This window comes from Sporofaciens sp. SGI.106, from assembly GCF_050314255.1.
Lineage (GTDB): Bacteria > Bacillota > Clostridia > Lachnospirales > Lachnospiraceae > Claveliimonas.
This window is the reverse complement of the sequence record NZ_JBNPMZ010000010.1, coordinates 70,693-90,490: the sequence shown is the minus strand read 5'-3', so window position 1 is coordinate 90,490 and position 19,798 is coordinate 70,693. Positions and strand designations below refer to the sequence as shown.

Below are 19,798 nucleotides of genomic sequence, written 5' to 3'. Positions count from 1 at the left end.
GTATGAAAAGAAGAAAGCTTGCGGGTTTCCTGAGCCTGATGATGGCATGTTCGCTGATTCCGCAGAACGTACTGGCGGAAGAGACAACATCGGCAGAAGAACAGGAAGTTGATTATGGAATTCCGGGCGAAGACTACGTGGAAGGAGAGGTTATTGTCCGTGTTAAAGGCGGTGAGGATGCACTTTATGCGAACAGCAGTAATTCCAGTACTTTTTCGAGGAGATCAGCACCATCATTTTCCACAGAAGTATTGATGGAACTGGACGGGGACGGTGAGGCGCCTGATGAACAGAATGACTATGCGGTATTCTCAGTGGCGGAATCAGCAGATGACGGTGAGGAAGAGACCAGTGAAATTGTGCTGGTTAAGGGCGATGATACGGAAGCTCTGATTCAGGCGCTGGAGGAGAATCCCAATGTTGAGTATGCTCTGCCAAATTATAAGGTGGAAATGTACGAAGAAGGTATTGATGATCCAATGTACGATTATCAGTGGGGACTCAATAATAAGATTGACCTGACTGGAACCTGGGCAGACATGGATGCAGAAGAAGCCTGGGCATCAGGTGCTGGTTCTGAAACGAGTGATAAGATTGTAGTGGCAGTAATTGACTCAGGTGTGGATTATACACATCCCGATCTGCAAAATATCATGTGGAAAGGCGGACAAGATATTTCGGCGTTGACTGCTCTTGGCGGTGGAACATATGGTATAAATACCGTACCGGGCGAAGATTCTACTGATCCAATGGATACGGATGTAGGCCATGGAACTCACTGCGCATCTGTAATTGCGTCCCAGTGGAATAATGATGAAGGTGTCCGGGGTGTGACCGGAAATGCGGAGATTATGGCTCTTCGTTTCCTCGGAGCCAATGGAGGAGATATGGCGGGTGCAGCAAAGGCGTTCCGCTATATGATTACTGCTAAGAAGAATGGTGTGAATATAAGGGTTTCCAGCAATTCCTGGGGAGTTGGAAAAGATTTTGCGCAGTCGGACCGGTTGATTGCGGATATGGCAACAGAAGCGACAAATGCAGGAATTATGGTTTGCTTTGCGGCAGGAAACTCCGGACTGGACACAGAGATGTGGCCGAATGTCATCTATCTGAACAATGATATCCTGTATGTCGGTGCAATGGAAAGCTCCGGTATTCCAACCGCATTCTCTAACTATGGACAAAGTACTGTGGATGTATTTGCGCCGGGATCACAGATTCTGGCAGCAACGACCTTATATGGTAAGAAGCAGGATCCGGAAGTTGGCGTAGTGATGACACCACAGTATATCCCGTGGGTTCAGGATGCGGGTGATACATTAATTTACAATCAGTTTAATGCAGACAGCATGGACAATGAGAAGTTGATTACTTATAGAGTGTATAAAAAAACAGAAGATGAAGAAGGTAATTATACAAGGGAATATCTGACTGATCCGGCCATTTCCATGGTGACGGGATTTAAACCGGAAAAGGATGGAGACTATGCGGTCGGCATTCCGATTGATAATATTCCGGATGGGGAGGAGTTTGGTGTAGAACTCCAGATTCATCTTACAAACGAAGAAAAGGCGATGCTGGCAGGACAGGAAAATCTTTACATAGCAATGGAAGGCGGACTGCGAGGTGCTAAACTGGATGGCAACACACTGAATCTTTGTGAAAATGTACCGGAGGGTAGCGAGGAATTCGAGCAGCTTAATGCAAGACTTCGCTTTTATGATAATAACTGGGTATGTTTAAGTGGGGAAATTCCAGAAGATCAGAGAGGTTTCCTGAAAGATGCTGAGGCAGAATCCCCGGCAATTCTTCGATTGGAAGGAACGATGATCAGTAACTCAGAGGATGCAATGCTTTATCTCGATAATATTGGATTCGGAACTGAGACCAGTGACTATTATTATGCGGATGGTACATCCATGGCCTGCCCGGCGGCGGCAGGGGTTGCTGCTCTGGTATCAGAGAAGTACAGCGATCCGAGGGAAGTGAAAGCACGCATTAAGGGAAGTGTTACATCTGATCAGGATTTCTATGATAAATGCGTCACCTCTGGTTATGTAAATGCAGATAATGCATATAACTATTCAGCTGAAGATATGACTCCTGTAGTAGAAAGCCTGGAACAAAACAATGGAACTGCGATTCTGAAAGGCTGGTTTTTCGGAGATAATGCAGGAAAGTTATGTGTAGGTGATCAGGAAATTACGACGATTGAAAGCTGGAGTGATCAGGAAATAAAATTCACCCTTCCTGAAGGAGTGGAAGGAAAACAGAAGATATCCATTGAATCTCCAGTATCTGGAAAAACGGGTTATAATTTCTTCACAGTCGGAAAGGCGTCAAAGGATTATGAGGAATTAGAGGCACCGAATCTGGATTGGGGAGAAGAGGAAGGCGTAGCCTTAACATCACAGAATGGAATGCCATTAGCCATGGCTGCCGCAGGTGGCAAGATTATGGTGGCAGGCCTTATGGGAAGCGGTTCTGCAAATTATATGGAAATATACGACATTGCGTCAGGAGAATGGGATAAGGTGGAGCAGCCGGAAGAGAATATGCTATTATTTGATTTTCCGGGAGCATTTTCCATGACAGCGGCGAAGAGCAAGATATATATGCTATATCTTACGGGGGCATCGGAGAATGACAAGAAAAAACTTGCAACTTATGATACGGAGCAGGGAAAGTGGACATCCGTTGTGGACGTATCAGAGGTGACAAAATCCGGCTATGAGATGCTTGCCGTATATAAGAATCAGCTTCTTCTTATAGGCGGTGACGGCACTGCAGATGGAATGGCAGATCCGACCGAGGAACATAAGAAGGACTGGCATTCTCTCAAAGTCCGGGCAATCGTGCCTAATACAGGAGAAGTCATCAAAGAATATCCTGGCCTTCCGGATAATCGTATGGGTGGTACTGTTATCTGTAACGGTGATAAGCTCTATATCCTGGGAGGAATTCATAGCGTTCTAGAACCGGTGCTTGGAGGAATGTATACGACGATTAATGAAGTTTGGGAGTTTGACGGAGAGAACTGGAAGGCTGACGGAGAAGCATTGTATGATTTCGACGACAAGGATCAGCTGTTGAAGGTGGCAGCAGGTGCTACAAACAATGGATTCATTGCAGCAGGTTACGTACAGACCGGATCCGATCAGGAGCGTGCTGTCTCGAATGAAGGAGAATTCCACGATACATGGATGTATAATGGGGAACAGCATGCATGGGAAACGTTGGATGCAAGATTCAATTCCGTGAAGACAATGAATACTGTAGGAAGTTCATGGGATGGATATTTCTATGTATTAGGAAGAGACAGCGAGAGCAACCAGCTTGTATTCCGAAGACTGGCAGCAGATACCTTTAATCCATCGGAAAATCCGGCAGAAAAGGTTGATCCGGGTAAGGATGATCCTGGAAAAGATGATCCTGGTAAGGATAATCCGGGAACCGGTGGAAACAGCGCAAAGAAAGTTACACCGAAAACCGGAGACAGCAGTCATTCTATGCTGTGGCTGGGAATTCTGCTTCTCAGCGGCGCCGGAGCCGTAGGAACCATCGGATACCGCAGAAGAAAAAGTAAATAAGTATTAGAAGTACCGGTATTTATTTGGCGTTGACAGAAAATAAGGATTGTAGTAATATACTACCATATTCATAAGAGAAAGCGAAGGCGCTCGAAACATTTGTTTCGAGTGCCTTTTTCTTTTTAAAAACTGAGGAGGTGGCGGCAGATATGAGAGAATTAATTGACCACACAGAAGGAATTAACCGCCTTCTGGCAAGGTATGGCGTGAAGTTTGGGTTATATAAGAATGGAACTTTCCATGAGCAGTTGTTTCCATTTGATGCGATCCCAAGAGTAATACCGCATGAGGATTTTCTGTATCTGGAAAAGGGACTGATTCAGAGGGTGGATGCCCTGAATCTGTTTCTGAAAGATGTATATGGAGACAAGAAAATTGTAAAAGATGGTGTGATTCCGGAAGAGTTTGTGTTTTCATCCTCCGGTTATCTTCCGGAGTGTGAGGGAATCGTTCCGCCCAAAGGAATTTACAGCCATATCTCGGGAATTGATCTGGTTCTCGGAAAGGACGGGGAGTGGTACATACTGGAGGATAACCTCCGGATTCCATCCGGGGCATCTTATCCGATGATCGCAAGGGAGATCTGTCGTCAGGCATCACCGCAGACATTCCGGAAAAATCAGATTGTGGATAACAGGAATTATGCAGTCATGCTGAAGAAAATGATGGATTACGTGAATGTAGGCGGTATTTCCGTTATCATGACTCCCGGACGATATAATGCGGCCTATTTTGAACACTCTTTCCTGGCAGAGAGGACAGGCTGTGAACTGGCTATGTGCTCGGATCTCTTTGTAGAGAAGAATTTCCTGTATTACAGGGACTACAGAGGTGAAAAGAAGCGGGTAGGAGCCATCTACCGCAGGATCTCGGATGAATATCTGGATCCGATGACATTCCTTCCGGAATCTTTGATTGGTGTTCCGAACATTATGGATGTATATAGAAACGGAAATGTTTCTATTGTAAATGCACCGGGAAATGGAGTGGCCGATGACAAGGGTATTTACTATTTCGTGCCAAAGATGATCAAGTATTATCTGGATCAGGAGCCGATTCTGAAAAATGCACCGACCTATCTTCCGTTTTATGAGGAAGACCGGAAATATGTGCTGGAACATCTGGATAAACTGGTGGTCAAGGATGTGGCGGAAGCCGGTGGATACGGTGTTATCTTTGGAAACGAACTGAGCAAAGAAAAGCTGGAAGACATGAAAAAGTTGATTGAGAAAGAATCCAGACGCTTTATTGCACAGGAAGTAATAGATTTTCAGGATCTGGACATTATGGAGGGAGACAAGAAGGTTCCAAGAAAAGCAGACCTGCGTGCTTTTGTTCTTTCGGGAGAGACTACGAAGGTGTGGGCAAGCGGCCTGACCAGATTTTCAAGAAATGCAGATTCGTTCGTCGTGAATTCATCACAGGGAGGAGGATTTAAAGACACATGGGTATTATCTCAATAGAAAAAATGGACCATTTATACTGGCTGGGAAGATACACAGAACGGGTGTATACGACCCTGAGAAAATTTTATGATATTTATGATCAGATGATCGAAAGCCCGGAAGGTGCTTATGAGAAATATTGTGAGCGTTTGAACATTCCCAATATTTACACTTCCAATAAACAGTTTATCGATTCCTATCTGTTTGATATGAGGAATCCGGATTCCATATTTGCCAATATGGGACGTGCTTTTGACAATGCCATTGTGCTGAGGGATGAGCTGAGCAGTAATGTATTATCCTATGTACAGCTTTCCCTGGATACTCTGGGCGGAAGTGCCCATACGACAGCGCCCCTTCTGGAATTGCAGCAGGTGATAGACTATCTGCTGGCGTTCTGGGGCTGTGTAGATGATTACGTTGAGGAAGAGGAATGCAGAAATATTTTAAAATGTGGAAAATACATAGAGCGTCTGGATCTTTATATCCGTCTGGACTATAACAGGAAGGACATTGAAAAAGAATACTGCAAGCTGCTAAAACGCATTAAGGGATCCTATATGTGCTATGATGAAAAGAATCTGGAATGTCTGGGAAACATGATTGAGAAACAGACAGACTGGAAAACAGGATATCAGGAGGCATTGGGCTATCTGGGAGGAATTATCAGAGGATAGCCGGATACAGAAATCATGAAAAAATTGAGATTTATATATCGAATGTCACTTCGTTTTTCCGAACCCGTGTGGGATCATTATTTCGCACTCCGGTGTATACCCAGGGATGATGACAATCAGAAGGTAACAATTACCAGCCGTTATGTGAGACCGACCAACTGTCTGAATCGGGTAATGGATGGATTTGGAAATGAAAAGTATGTGGGGCATTATGAGAATCCGCACAAAAAATTCGAGTACGAAGTGGAGGGCACTGCGCTGGTAGAAGGGATGAAAGTCCGCAGGGAACCACTGCATCCTATGTATAAATATTTTTCAGAGTATACAAAATGGGGGCCGCATCTTGAAGCATTTGCATCGAAGATGGAGATTTCCGGAGAAAATAATCTGGATCGGGCAATTGCAATCATGGGCTGGCTTTATCAGCACTTTGAGTATAAAAGCGGCGTGACGAATATCTACACGACAGCGGAAGAAGCTGTCCGGACAGGACAGGGCGTATGTCAGGATTATGCGCATATTATGATTGCACTTTTACGACATGCGGGAATTCCGGCCCGCTATGTCAATGGATTGATGATTGGGGAAGGATATACCCATGCCTGGGTGGAAATCTACACCGGAGAAGGCTGGTATGGCCTTGATCCCACCAATAATCTCCATGTGGATGATTACTATATCAAGCTTGCACATGGACGGGATTATAAAGACTGTATTCTGGATAAGGGAAGATTTCTGGGAATCGCACAGCAGAAGCAGGAAATATATGTGAAGGTGGAGGAAATACAATGATAGAGACAGTGGTATCGATGGAGCTTCCGGTAGCGGAACATCTGAGGGTTCAGAAGAACCGGATTCTGCCGGTACATCCTACCGGAAAAGAAAAAAGATTTGCCGTTGTGACAGGAATCCACGGAGATGAGCTGGAGGGACAGTTTGTCTGCTATGAGCTGCAGAGAAGACTGAAAGCGGCTCCGGAGCAGTTAAAGGGAATCGTGGATATTTATCCGGCGATGAATCCTCTGGGAATTGATTCCATATCCAGAGGAATCCCCATGTTCGATCTGGACATGAACCGGATTTTTCCGGGCACGGAAGAGGGACCCATGATGGAAACGCTGGTAAAGCGGTTAATGGATGATCTGGATGGGGCGGATATGTGTGTGGATATTCACGCCAGCAATATTTTCCTGATGGAGCTTCCTCAGGTACGGGTAAATGAAGAGACAGAAGAACTTCTGGTTCCCTATGCGAAGAAACTGAATGTAGATTTCGTGTGGGTGCACAGTGCTGCTACGGTTCTGGAATCTACCCTTGCCTACAGCCTGAACAAGATCGGGGTTCCGGCACTGGTGGTGGAAATGGGTGTGGGCATGAGGATTACCCGCTCCTACGGCTATCAGCTGGTGGAGGGCATCCTGAATGTGATGAAAGAGATGGGGATCTGGGAGGGACCGATAGGTGAAGTCCGGGAGCCCATCGTATCTTCTGACCGTGCCGTGGGCTATATGAATGCGGATAAGGCGGGAATATTTGTCCCGAAAACAGAAATAGGAAACGAAGTGAAAGTAGGAGAAGTTCTGGGTGAGATTCTGAATCCTTTGACGGGAGATGTGGAGCAGGAAATCACGGCGCCCATCGACGGCATGGTCTTTACCGTGCGGGAATATCCGGTAGTATACAGTGGCTCTTTGCTGGGACGTGTTCTGGGAGGTAAGAAGAAATGAGAAAAGAAATATTATATTCCATGGCATCCCCCTACCGCGAGGATCTGGAGATTACCGGATATAAGTTCGGACACGGGAAAAAAGCAGCGTGTATCGTAGGCAGTATCCGTGGAAATGAAGTGCAGCAGCTCTACATCTGTTCTCAGCTTATTAAAAAGCTGTCAGAGCTGGAGGCGGCAGGAAATATTGTCTCCGGAAATGAAATCATGGTAGTGCCCAGTGTCAATCACCATTCCATGAATATCGGGAAACGCTTCTGGGCGGTGGACAATACAGACATCAACCGGATGTTCCCGGGGTATAATCTGGGAGAGACTACCCAGAGGATTGCAGCGGGACTGTTTGAACAGGTCAAGGATTATGAATATGGTATCCAGTTCGCAAGCTTCTACATGCCCGGGGATTTCGTGCCCCATGTGCGCATGATGGATACGGGCAACCAGAGCCCGAGCCTCGCCAGCCTTTTCGGGCTTCCCTATGTTGTGGTAAGAAAGCCAAAACCGATTGACACCACCACACTGAACTATAACTGGCAGATATGGGAGACCAATGCATTTTCCGTATACACGAACGAGACCGATATGACCGATGAGAAATCCGCAAAGCAGGCTGTATCCGCGGTGCTACGTTTCCTGACCCGAATGGGAATCCTGAAGTATCACAATCACGGAGGATACATTTCCACCGTATTCGGGGAGGAAGAGCTGACCCAGATCAAGACCAATGCGGGAGGACTATACCGGCGGCTGAAGAGCGCGGGAGAAGAGGTGCACATGGGCGAAGTCATCGCCGAAATTCTGCATCCGTATGAGGGCGAAATCATATCCAGAATCCTGGCTCCGACGGAGGGAATCATCTTTTTCGCTCACAGGAAACCTCTGGTGACGGAGAGCGAAGTAGTTTATAAGATTATCAGAAGATTGTATGAGTAAAAGGAAAAGAAGTGTTTATCACTTGTAAATAATTGTCCCTGTCTGCTATAATAAGCTCAATGTTGCAAATATGCCCCGGCGTATTTGAATGGGTGGAATATTATAAGATATGGAAAGTGATGACACATGGAAAATAATAAATTGTTTGCGCAGCTGCCGAAGGGATCGATTTCCGAGATCATTGTGCAGAGAATTACAGATGCTCTGATCAGCGGCGAGCTGAAGCCCGGAGATCAGATTCCTACAGAAGTAGAATTCAGTGAGAAATTAGGCGTCAGCCGCAATGGAGTGCGGGAGGCCATCAAGGTACTGGTGGCATTTGGCGTGCTGGAGATCCGGCGCTCGGAAGGAACCTTTGTGGTAGAAGAATATAATCATAAATTGCTGGACCCGCTGTTATACGGACTGATTTTATCCGAGCATTCCATGGAGGAGCTTTTGGAGGTGAAGATTGCAATTGCCAATTCGGTGCTGTATCTGGCAATTTTAAATGCCTCTGACGAGGAAATAAAACAGCTGCGGGAATATGGTTTGGAATTTAAAGAAATCATGAATGCAAAGCCTGCGGACATCGAGAAAATGTACCAGGCCAGCAAACGGTTTAACGAGTACTTAAGCGAGATATCCCGGAACCGGATGCTCTATCAGCTGGACAATATTATTCGTAAGATTGCATCCTTTACCAGACACAAGGCAATCGAAGTCTCTGTGGAGCGAGGTATGGTAAATGCACTTCCGGACAACTATCTGAAAGAAGTGGATATCCTGGAGGCGAGAGATAAGCGGGCAATTGCAGACTTTATGGATGAGCGTCTAAAATTATGGCAGGAGCTGTTGCTTTAAGAGATAATTGTTAAAAAATAAACAAAATTAAGGCTATATTTTTGTGCAATGCGCATAAAAATATAGCCTGTTTTTTTGAACTAATGCCGATTGAAATAGAATGTATAATGTAGTACATTAAACATATGATGTTGATGTGAATAAAAGGAGGAAATAAAAATGGAGGCAAAAGAATACGTACTGGATCTGATTCAGAAAGGAAGAGCAGCGCAGCAGGAATTTGAAAAATATTCACAGGAGGATGTGGATAAGGCAGTGCGCGCCATCGGAAAGATTATTTATGACAATGGCGAGATGCTGGCAAAGATGGCTGTGGAAGAGACACGTATGGGTGTCTATGAAGACAAGATCAAGAAGAATAAAGGTAAGGCAAAAGCTGTCTGGAACAAATTAAAGGGAGTGAGGAGCCGCGGAATTATCGAGTATGTTGAGGAAGAGGGAATCGTAAAGGTGGCAAAGCCAATCGGCGTGATCGGAGCTGTTTCCCCGACAACCAATCCGACCATGACACCGATGCAGAATGCCATGATCGCATTAAAGGGTGCCAATGCGATTATCGTAGGACCACATCCGCGTGCAAAGAAGACAGGAGTTGAAACGGTAAGACTGATGCGCGAGGCATTGAAATCCGTGGGTGCTCCGGAAGACCTGATCCAGATTATCCCGGAACCTACCGTAGAGCTTTCCGGACTGCTGATGTCTGAGTGTGACGCATGTATTTCCACAGGAGGCCCGGGAATGGTAAAGGCTGCTTATAAGAGCGGTAAGCCGGCATTCGGTGTGGGTGCGGGAAATGTGCAGACTCTGGTAGACCTGGATGTGGATCTGGCAGAGGTGGCTAAGAAAGTGGCAACCAGCCGTACCTATGATAACGGTGTGCTCTGCACCTGCGAGCAGTGCGTACATGTACCGGCATCCAAACATGATGAGCTGGTAGAGGAGCTGGTAAAACAGGGCGCATACTATATCAGCAAACCGGAGGATGTAGAGACTCTGAGAAAAGGGTTATTCCCGGATGGCGTGATTAATAAAGATGCAGTAGGAAATTCTGCCGTATTTATCGCAAAACTGGTGGGACTGGAAGTGCCGGAGGATACCAGGTTCTTACTGGTAGAGATTGAGAAGTCCGGCAAAGAAGAAGTACTGGCGAAAGAAAAACTGTGCCCGGTTCTGGCAATCAACAGCTATGAGACATGGGAAGAGGCAGTGGAGAAGGCAGTTACAAACTTAAAGAACGAAGGCGCAGGCCACAGCTCTGTGGTTCATTCCAATACCAAAGAACATGTGGAATATGCGGCAGACCTTCTCCCGGTATCCCGTGTAGGTGTTAACATGATCGGATCATCCGGACTTGGCGGTGGATTTGACAATGGCCTGAATCCGACAGCAACTCTGGGATGCGGAACCTGGGGAAATAACTCCCTGAGCGAGAACTTATGGTGGAATCACCTGGTAAATATTGCAAGAATCGCATACGTAATTCCGGGCAAACCGATTCCGACAGATGAGGAAATCTGGGCGGAATAGTTGATGAGGAGAGTAAGATGATGATTCGCAGCTTTAAAGAATTAATTGAAAAAGTACAGAATGGGGAGCCACAGACATTGTCTGTGGCTGTTGCCCAGGATGCGGATGTGCTGTTATCCGTCTGGCACGCATACCAGAACCGGATCATCAAGGGTGCATATCTGGTAGGAAATGAGAAAGAGATTCGCGAGATCGCGGGGAATCTGGACATTGATCTGTCCAAATTTGAAATCGTAAATGAAGTAGAGAAGGAAGATGCCTGTGCTGCAGCCATCCGTCTTGTGAAGGAAGGGAAAGCTTCTCTTCCCATGAAGGGATTTGTGGATACTTCGGTTGCATTGAAGGCTCTGTTAAATAAAGAATACGGTCTTCGCACCGGCAATCTTATCTGTCATGTGGGCTTAATGGAAATCCCGGGATTTGACCGGATGTTTCTCCTGAGCGATTCCGCCATGACCATCGCTCCGACCCTGGAGCAGAAGGTGGACCTGATTAAAGCCTGTACGGAAATTGCCCATGCCATGGGAAATGAGAACCCGAAGGTTGCGGTTCTCTGTGCGGTAGAGAAGGTGAATCCAAAGATGCCGGCTACTCTGGATGCGGCAGAGCTTACCAGAATGAATGAAGCAGGCGAGATTACCGGCTGTATGGTAAAGGGTCCCCTTGCCATGGACAATGCGGTGTCCGTGGAGGCGGCTCGTCATAAGGGCATCGACCATCCGGTAGCCGGTCATGCAGACATCCTGATCACACCGGATATTGAGGCCGGAAATATACTGAACAAGTCCATGGAATATTTCGCAAGATGCGAAAAAGCAGGATGCATCATGGGAGCGGCCAAGCCGATGGTACTGACCTCCCGGGCAAGCTCCGATACATCCAAGATGAATTCCATTGCCCTGGCAGTGCTGGCAGCACAGTCCGCAGGAAAACAATAAGGAGAGCAGACATATGTATCGAGTGATTGTACTGAATCCGGGTTCAACCTCTACGAAGGTAGCCCTGTATGAGGGAGAACAGCGGATTTTTTCGGAAAATATTAATCATCCCGCCAGCGACCTGGCTGTATTTCCCAATATCGTAGACCAGCTTCCCTACCGGAAGGAGATTATTACAAAAACCCTGAAGGAAAAAGGAGTAGATCCGGGGGAAGCGGATGCATTTTCTGCCATCTGCACAGGGCTTATGCCGATGGCCGGCGGTGTGTATGAAGTCAATGAGAAAATGTATGCACACGGTCAGATCGGACCGGGAAGCAGACATCCCGGCAATCTGGGACCGCTTCTTGCCAAAGATTTTGCAGAAGAATTCGGCGGACGGGCATTTATCGTAGATGCCAGCAGCGTGGATGAATTTGAAGAAGAGGCGCGCATGACCGGCTTTGCCGAGCTTCTGCGCACCAGCCGCGGTCATCCGCTGAATCAGCGCGCGGCGGCCAGAAAATATGCTGCGGACTGCGGCAGAGCATATGAAGAACTGAATCTGGTGGTGGCACATCTGGGCGGAGGTATTTCCGTCAGTGCACATTGTCAGGGGAAAATGGTGGACACCGTAGACAGCACCCGGGGAGAGGGGCGTATGGCCCCGACCAGAAGCGGAACGGCTCCCCTGGCGGACGTGGTAGGACTGTGCTACTCCGGAAAATATACGGAAAAAGAAATGCTTACCAAGATCATGAAAACGGGCGGATGGGTGGCACATCTGGGCACATCGGATGCCCGTGAGGTGGAAAAACGCATCGCGGAAGGTGACAAGTTCGCAGAACTGGTCTACCGGACAACGGCATACCAGATCGCGAAAGACATTGCGGCAATGGCTTCGGTCATGAAAGGAAAGGTGGATGCCATCATTCTCACCGGAGGCGTAGCATATTCGGAAATGATGACCGGAATGATCGGAGAGCGCGTAAGCTTCATTGCACCGGTGAAAATATATCCGGGAGAATTCGAGATGGATGCCCTGGCAGCGGGAGCCATCCGTGTGCTTGACGGAAAAGAAGAACCGCGATATTATACCGGAGAACCGGTTTTTCCGGGATTTATAAAAGAAACAAAGTGAGGAATGAATTGTGGACATTGGAATATGGAATCTGTTAGGAATCATACTGATTATCGCCCTCATCATAGGAGTAGGCATTTATTCGGGGAAAATGGTATCGGATGCGTCGGATTTTGATACCGGCGGCGGAAAGGCAGGCCCCTGGATCGTGTGTGGAGCGATTATGGGAAGTCTGGTAAGCGGGCAGGCCACCATCGGTACGGCTCAGCTTGCATTTGAATACGGAATGTCAGCCTGGTGGTTTACGCTTGGATCCGGAATCGGCTGTCTGATCCTTGCAATCGGTTATGTGATTCCGCTGCGGCACAGTGGCAGCATTACTCTTCTGGAGGTCATCGGAAAAGAATATGGCGCAAAAGCAGAGTATGCGGGATCGGTACTGTGTTCCATCGGAATCTTCATCAGTGTGATCGCACAGGTTCTCTCAAGCTGTGCGCTCCTGACGGTCATTTTCCATATGAATTTTCTGACGGCTGCAATTTTATCCATTACAGTCATGGTGGCTTATGTGGTCTTCGGCGGAGCCTGGGGAGCCGGTCTGGGTGGCGTGGTGAAATTAATCCTGCTCTACGGCGCTTCCATTCTGGGACTGGGAATCGTATTGACGAACAGCCACGGACCGATGGCACTGATAGAACAGCTTCAGACCACTCTGGCAGGAACCGATGTGGGAAGTCTGGCAGGTCTTGCAGCTGCTGAAGAAGTATCCGGGCGTTACTTAAGCCTTTTCTCCAGAGGATTTCTAAAAGACATGGGCTCCGGCCTGTCACTGCTTCTGGGGGTTCTGGCGACCCAGACCTATGCCCAGGCAATCTGGTCGGCAAAGAGTGACAGCAAGGCAAGAAAGGGAGCCATGCTGAGCGCAGTACTGATTCCGCCAATCGGAATCGCCTGCATCTTCATTGGAATGTTCATGAGGAATCACTGCCTGACAACTGCGGAGATTACAGCGCTGACGGAAGCCGGAAAGAGCATCCCGGAAGGCATGCTGGAAATCGCAAGCTCCTCCCAGGTATTTCCCGCATTTGTCATCAATTACATGCCGAAGTTTGTAGCGGGAATCGTTCTGGGAACCCTCCTGATCACGGTCATCGCCGGAGGAGCAGGCCTCTCCCTCGGAGTGGCATCCATTCTGGTAAATGACATCTTCTGCAAGATATCAAAAGGACTGGCAGACGTGAAGAAGAAACTGTACACCACACGAGTTACCATCGTTGTGACCCTCTGCGCGGCAGCAGCAATTGCCCTGATCGTGCCGGGAGCAATCATCAACGACTTCGGTTTCCTCTCCATGGGAATCCGCGGAACCGTAGTATTCATCCCGCTTACCTGCGCACTGTTTGCAAAAGGCAAGGTAGCACCATGGGCTGTACTGGTATCCATGGCAGCAGGCCCGGCAGCCGTGCTGGGCGGAAATCTGCTTGGTCTTCCATTTGATTCCCTGTTCCTGGGAATTGCAGTCTGTCTGGTAATCATCGGGGCAGGAACGGCATTTGGGAAACGACAATAGGATATATGCTCCGCGAGGGGGTATCGCAAATGATTGGTGGTTTGCTTGCGATGCCCCCTCGTTTTTTTAAGTAAAATGTCATGCAAAATTACATGTAAATTCCATAAAAATAGCACGGATTGGTTGAATATGAAGCCTCTATCTGTTATGATGAGAAAAATAGGAATGATTTCTGATTTGTTGCGCGAAACGCATATGAAACGTGTTGGGAGAAATAAGATGAGAAAATACATAAGAGGAATCTGGCTGGCAGTAGCATTATGTGTGATTGTATGTGGCCTGCCCGTTTGTGCAAAGGAAAATGACAACCTGAAGACGGTTCGTGTGGGGTATCTGCTCTATGAAGGATATCAGGAAGGGGAAGGCGACCAGCATAAGACTGGCTACGGTTATGATTATCTGCAGCAGATTGCATATTATGCGGGTTGGGAATATGAGTATGTCAATGGAAGCTTCAGTGATCTCATTCAGATGCTGAAGGATGGAGAAATAGACATTATGGGAAATATCTCCTATACGGAGGAGCGTGCGAAGGAGATAGACTATGGAACAGAGGAGCAGGGCAAGGAGTACTATTATCTGTTTGTCCGCGAAGACCGGACAGATATTGTGGCAACGGATCCTTCCAGCTTCAATGGTACCCGTGTGGGAATTAATAAAGGCAGTGTGCAGGTAGAGATTTTCAAAGACTGGTGTGAAGAAAACGGCGTGAACTGCGAGGTGCTTCTGTATGAGAGCAGTGCGGACCGATACAGAGATATGAACGAAGGAAATCTGGATGCCATTGTGTCCACCGATCTTGCGGGAGACAACGTAAAGAATTACAAATGGCATTCTGTCGTAAAGGTCGGATCCTCCCCATATTATTTTGCCGTAAATAAGCGAAGACCGGACATTTTGCAGGAATTGAATGAAGCAACAACCCAGCTTCTCCAGTCAGATTGGTATTATAATGAAAAGATTTATTTAAAATATTATGGAAAGGAAACAGTTTCTTCTTCCGGGCTTTCCGCGGAAGAAATGGCATGGTTAGAGGAAAAAGAGGTGTTGAAGATAGGCTATATGGATAACTGTCTGCCTTATTCGGAGCGGGATAGTGAGACAGGCGAAATCATTGGTCTTCTCCCGGCATTTGTCGAGCATATAGAAAAACAGTATGGACAGTATGGAATCCGTATAGAAATGCAGGAATTCGACAGTTATGTGGAAATGCAGGATGCATTGTTCCGTGGAGATATTGATACTGCGTTCCCGATGTATGGGGATTACTGGGTAGCTGAGGAAAATGATTTCATGGTTACGGATCCACTGACAACCAGCTATCTGATGATTGCATTTTCGGGAGTGTATAATGAAGATACATCTTCTGTCATTGCTGTTACAGATGCGAATCCGATGCAGCAGTTCTATGTGAAGGAACATTATCCGGATTCCCAAATTGTGAAATGCGGCAGCATGAAGGAATGTATTCAGGCGGTAGTTTCCGGAAAAGCAACCTGTACGCTGATATGTTCAGATACATATTATGCATACCGCAATGAGCTGGAGGGTATGGCGGATTTTGGGATTAATAACACCGGCTATGATACGGCAGTCAGCTTTGCAGTGCGCAGAGACGATATTGGAACCCTTACATTTTTGAAAAAGGGAATTGCCGGTATGGATGACACGATGGTGAACGAGGCTCTGATTGCAGGTGGTCAGGTGAATTCGGAAATGAGTGTGGAACAGTTCCTGAAAAAGCATGTCATGTTGGTACTGGGAGTGATCGGAACCATATTCGTGCTTATTATCGGATTCTTCCTATATTATATACATGCCAGCCGCAAGACCCTTACTCTGACAAAGAGCAACAGTGAATTAAGCGAGAAGGCTTACATTGATTTGTCAACGGGGCTTCCTAATAAGAATAAATGTAAGGAAATGCTGGCTTCACCGTTGTCCGTTACGGTACCGACTGCTGTTTATATGCTGGATCTGAACGATCTGAAGTTAGTCAATGATACTATGGGTCACGAAATGGGCGATCTGATGATTATGAATTTTGCAAAACTGCTGAGACAGAGTGTGCCAAATCGACATTTCGTAGGGCGATTCGGAGGGGATGAATTTATCGTCATTGCCGAGAACATTGCCGATAAAAGAGAGGCCGAAAAATTGCTGGCGGCAATTCATAACATTGTCCTGAAATTCAATACTGCTGATGGAGAAGTGAATCTGGGATATGCCTGCGGATATGCATTTTCCGGGGATTACGAAGGCAGGATGAATTTGATGATGCTTCTGGGTATCGCTGACAGGAATATGTACGTGGATAAAGAGCGTGTAAAGAGGAACAGAGACAGTCAAAAATCTTGACATTACTTTTGCGGCATTATATATTCTATTATATAATCAGGAAAAATATACCGTTTTTTAAAAAAGAAATAATAAGAAAAGGGTAGAGAGTAGTAATGGCAGGAGCAATAACAATCAAAAGCGGAACAAAACTCAGGATGGCATTCGATGCACCAATCGGCCAGGAGCCGGATTTTAATATGATGTGTACATTTGCAAAGGCACTGGATGAGTCGGCATTTCTGGTGTCCATCCCCATGAAAGACGGCAAAGCGCTGGTAATTAATGAGCGCCAGAAGCTTCTCTTCCGTTATGGTACGGATAATAATGTAATGATTCTGGCGGGCTATGCGGATGATATTATCAAGGAAGGAATACGCCGTTACTGGAAGATTCGACGAGTGTCTGAACAGCGTCAGTTCTTCCAGCGTGCAGACGAACGTCTGAAAGTAGCTCTTCCTATTCGATATAAGCAGGAAACGTGGATGCCCAATGAGGACGGCGAGATCGAGACAGAGGGAGGAATGACTCTGGATATCTCAGCAGGTGGTCTGGCGGCATACATGAATGACCGGTTTGAAGTCGGGGAGATCTGCGAGCTGTCACTGCCGAATGTTGGTATAGAACAGGAAGGCCGGGGAATTGCAGATATCGTGTCTGTAGTCTGCTGGATGCGCGAGGCGCCAAAGGGAAGCATTTACCGCAATGTATGCGGTTTTCAGTTCCGTTTCGCGGATGGATCAGAGAAAGAACGGGCGCAGGAATATGTAGCGCATGTGAAGAAAAAGTATAAATTATGATGAAGCGTAAATCAGGCAGAAAAAATGATAACCATATAGAAACAAATGATAATTATATAGAAACAAACGAAGAAGAGTTTCAGGATTCTGCTAAATGGGTAGATGATGAGCCGGATGACGGACCTCAGATACCGGAGGATGAAGAAGAAACAGTAAAGGAAAAGGGCAGAAAAAAACGCAGGAAAAGCAAACGGCGTAAACGGAAAGAAGCGGCACAGGTTGTCCGTATCGAGGAGCTTGAGAAGATTATGGGAGAGATGGGAGACGATGTAGATCCCGAAGCCATAGTCAGTATGTACATGCCTCGCCGCAGGGCAAAGAAATTCGGTGCGGCACTGCTTCGTCTGGACAAGCTGCATCTGTGGCTTCTGGGCATGCTGCTTCTGGTGGCAGTACTGTTCATCATCGCATTTATGCAGGAGAAAATGGGTAACTTCACCATCAACCTGAACCGACTGGAGCTGTACCGAAAAGGTATCGCCATATCGGCGGACGGAGATTTTACCGATCCGACAGCCCGACTTACGGCCAGTGCCGTACAGGATGCCACCAACATTGCAATGGAAGATCTGCCGGAGAATCTGGACGAGATCGACGGTGACCATAACGGTCGAAATTACATGGCGTATACCTATTACGTCCGCAATGCGGGTAAGGAGGATGTGGGATACAAAGCAGTCGTAACCTTAGACTCCGCTGCAAAAGGCGCAGAAGAGGCAGTTCGTGTAGCAGTATGGAAAAATGGAAAGCGTACCGTATATGCAGAACCAGCCACAGGCGGCGGAAAGGAAACCGGCTGTGAGAACTTCGTAAAACACGATGTCGTATGCGAATACACAGAAGAAGAATTTCTTGTAGGAAATGTAGATAAATATACCATCGTTATCTGGATGGAAGGGGATGACCCGGAGTGTGTAGACTCTATCGTAGGAGGATCGGTAGAATTCAGTATGAATATCGATGCCCTCAGCGACGATAACACAAGCCTGCTCGCAAAATTCGTGCAGGATATTAAGGATGCACTCACGGGCAACAAACCAATCAACGCGGCAGGAACCGAAGCACCGAACTATTATCAGGGCGGTGACGTAACATGGAAGAACCGCCGTAACCAGTAAACCATCCGGGCAGGACATTTCGTAGAAGCCTGCCCATGGATGTGCAGGGATTCAGATTAGTAATCCACCTGCTTCGCAGGTCGAATCCCGCATCAGGACTCGCAGGCGAGTCCCTAATGATAAGGTAGGAACAGTGCCACAACCACTGTGAATACTCAGATGTGAGGGGAAGCTCGCATCTGATATAAACAATCGGGCCTGAAACCCGCAAAGCAAGTTCAGACAAAAGATGATTCTCTCGCTGGAAAAGCATGGGGGGAGACACTCTTTGAGCTGGGCCCAGCGGGGGGGTGATCTATTGACTGAAACGTAATGCGAAAAAAGGTTCGAACTTCGCGCATGTGGAGATGCCAGCCACACAGCGGAAGTGAAATGGGATTTCCTGAAATAGGGGAATCCACTGGCAAATACATAAAAAGGAGAGAAAAATATGAATGTAAAAGCATTAAGAAAACAACTTATGGCTGCAATCGCTATGGTTGTAGTCGCAGCGGTAGCATTGAGTAGTGCGACATATGCGTGGTTTGTGAGCAATAATAAGGTGACAGCTCAGACAACAAACATTAAAGCACAGTCCAATGCTGCATTTATGAGTATTGAATATGGTGCAACCGCAGTTGGTTCTACTACTGTTGCTGAAACTGACTGGACCGGAGAAATTGCACTATATCCTGCAGAGGTTCAGAAAGGCGATGCCGATGCACCTAAGTTTGTTACAGCTTATGGTACAGCAGTAAATGACGGAACCAAGAAAGGTGACTATATCGAAGTTGGTGATGCAGCAAAGGCTGTCACAGATAGCTATGCAGTAGGCGCAGCTAATAACTTTAATATTAGTTCTGCAGGTATTGATCTGTCCAACCTTGTCATTGATAAGGTGGAGGTTACTACTGGATCAGATAAGGCTTTGGCATCTGCCGTACGCGTATTAGTAGTTGGTTCTAATAGCTGGCAGGTATGGGGCGCTGATGGTAAGAAACTTGAAAAGACAACTGATGCACCTCTCGTAACAACCATCACAAAAGATGCGGATACACCGATCAGCGTATATGTCTACTATGATGGTAATAACAGCGAGATTTATACCACAAACTTGAATGCACTGGCAAATCCTGTAGGTGTTACAATCAGCTTCTCTGCAACACAGCCAGATACTATTAGCTAATTAGTTAGTAACATAATTTACAATAAGGTTAATGCCTTTATCCTCTCTACGGTTGTGGCGTGGAGAGGA

Annotated in this window: 15 protein-coding genes; all 15 read left to right on the top strand. The window is 46.8% G+C overall.

Annotated features, from left to right (window positions below):
* Positions 1-2 precede the first annotated feature (2 nt).
* The 15 genes from ACQRCC_RS09140 to ACQRCC_RS09070 all read left to right on the top strand — a co-directional run bounded on the left by ACQRCC_RS09140 (position 3) and on the right by ACQRCC_RS09070 (position 19,729).
* The gene (locus ACQRCC_RS09140; RefSeq protein ID WP_427850506.1) at positions 3-3,590 is read left to right on the top strand and encodes a S8 family serine peptidase; all 3,588 of its coding nucleotides are present in this window, start codon (positions 3-5) and stop codon (positions 3,588-3,590) included.
* A 149-nt stretch (positions 3,591-3,739) separates the two neighbouring features.
* Positions 3,740-5,053, top strand: a complete 1,314-nt coding sequence (locus ACQRCC_RS09135; protein WP_427850505.1) for a circularly permuted type 2 ATP-grasp protein — start codon at positions 3,740-3,742, stop codon at positions 5,051-5,053.
* On the top strand, positions 5,035-5,712 hold the full coding sequence (locus tag ACQRCC_RS09130) for an alpha-E domain-containing protein (protein WP_427850504.1): 678 nt from the start codon (positions 5,035-5,037) through the stop codon (positions 5,710-5,712). Before ACQRCC_RS09135 ends, ACQRCC_RS09130 begins: the two co-directional genes overlap by 19 nt.
* Positions 5,713-5,727: 15 nt before the next feature.
* Positions 5,728-6,504 carry a transglutaminase family protein gene (locus ACQRCC_RS09125; RefSeq protein WP_427850503.1) on the top strand — a complete coding sequence of 259 codons (777 nt, stop codon included), beginning with the start codon at positions 5,728-5,730 and terminating at the stop codon, positions 6,502-6,504.
* A complete protein-coding gene (locus ACQRCC_RS09120) occupies positions 6,501-7,439 on the top strand; it encodes a M14 family metallopeptidase (protein ID WP_427850502.1) in 939 nt (312 codons plus the stop codon). Before ACQRCC_RS09125 ends, ACQRCC_RS09120 begins: the two co-directional genes overlap by 4 nt.
* Complete coding sequence (locus ACQRCC_RS09115) at positions 7,436-8,371, top strand: M14 family metallopeptidase (RefSeq protein WP_427850501.1); 936 nt, start codon at positions 7,436-7,438, stop codon at positions 8,369-8,371. The genes ACQRCC_RS09120 and ACQRCC_RS09115 overlap by 4 nt, the downstream gene beginning before the upstream one ends.
* 126 nt (positions 8,372-8,497) lie before the next feature.
* Positions 8,498-9,214, top strand: coding sequence for a FadR/GntR family transcriptional regulator (locus ACQRCC_RS09110; RefSeq protein ID WP_427850500.1), 717 nt, complete (start codon positions 8,498-8,500; stop codon positions 9,212-9,214).
* A 159-nt stretch (positions 9,215-9,373) separates the two neighbouring features.
* Positions 9,374-10,741 carry an aldehyde dehydrogenase family protein gene (locus tag ACQRCC_RS09105; RefSeq protein WP_427850499.1) on the top strand — a complete coding sequence of 456 codons (1,368 nt, stop codon included), beginning with the start codon at positions 9,374-9,376 and terminating at the stop codon, positions 10,739-10,741.
* Between the two features lie 17 nt (positions 10,742-10,758).
* Positions 10,759-11,679, top strand: a complete 921-nt coding sequence (locus ACQRCC_RS09100; RefSeq protein WP_427850498.1) for a phosphate butyryltransferase — start codon at positions 10,759-10,761, stop codon at positions 11,677-11,679.
* Positions 11,680-11,692: 13 nt separating this feature from the next.
* Positions 11,693-12,799: a butyrate kinase gene (gene buk, locus ACQRCC_RS09095; RefSeq protein WP_427850497.1), complete on the top strand. Its 1,107-nt coding sequence runs from the start codon at positions 11,693-11,695 to the stop codon at positions 12,797-12,799.
* Positions 12,800-12,809: 10 nt separating this feature from the next.
* Complete coding sequence (locus ACQRCC_RS09090; protein WP_427850496.1) at positions 12,810-14,309, top strand: sodium:solute symporter family protein; 1,500 nt, start codon at positions 12,810-12,812, stop codon at positions 14,307-14,309.
* 219 nt (positions 14,310-14,528) lie between these two features.
* On the top strand, positions 14,529-16,667 hold the full coding sequence (locus ACQRCC_RS09085; RefSeq protein WP_427850495.1) for a transporter substrate-binding domain-containing diguanylate cyclase: 2,139 nt from the start codon (positions 14,529-14,531) through the stop codon (positions 16,665-16,667).
* Positions 16,668-16,762: 95 nt separating this feature from the next.
* Positions 16,763-17,446: a PilZ domain-containing protein gene (locus tag ACQRCC_RS09080; RefSeq protein WP_427850494.1), complete on the top strand. Its 684-nt coding sequence runs from the start codon at positions 16,763-16,765 to the stop codon at positions 17,444-17,446.
* Positions 17,443-18,564: a hypothetical protein gene (locus ACQRCC_RS09075; protein WP_427850493.1), complete on the top strand. Its 1,122-nt coding sequence runs from the start codon at positions 17,443-17,445 to the stop codon at positions 18,562-18,564. Before ACQRCC_RS09080 ends, ACQRCC_RS09075 begins: the two co-directional genes overlap by 4 nt.
* 460 nt (positions 18,565-19,024) lie before the next feature.
* Positions 19,025-19,729, top strand: a complete 705-nt coding sequence (locus tag ACQRCC_RS09070; RefSeq protein ID WP_427850492.1) for a hypothetical protein — start codon at positions 19,025-19,027, stop codon at positions 19,727-19,729.
* Positions 19,730-19,798 lie beyond the last annotated feature (69 nt).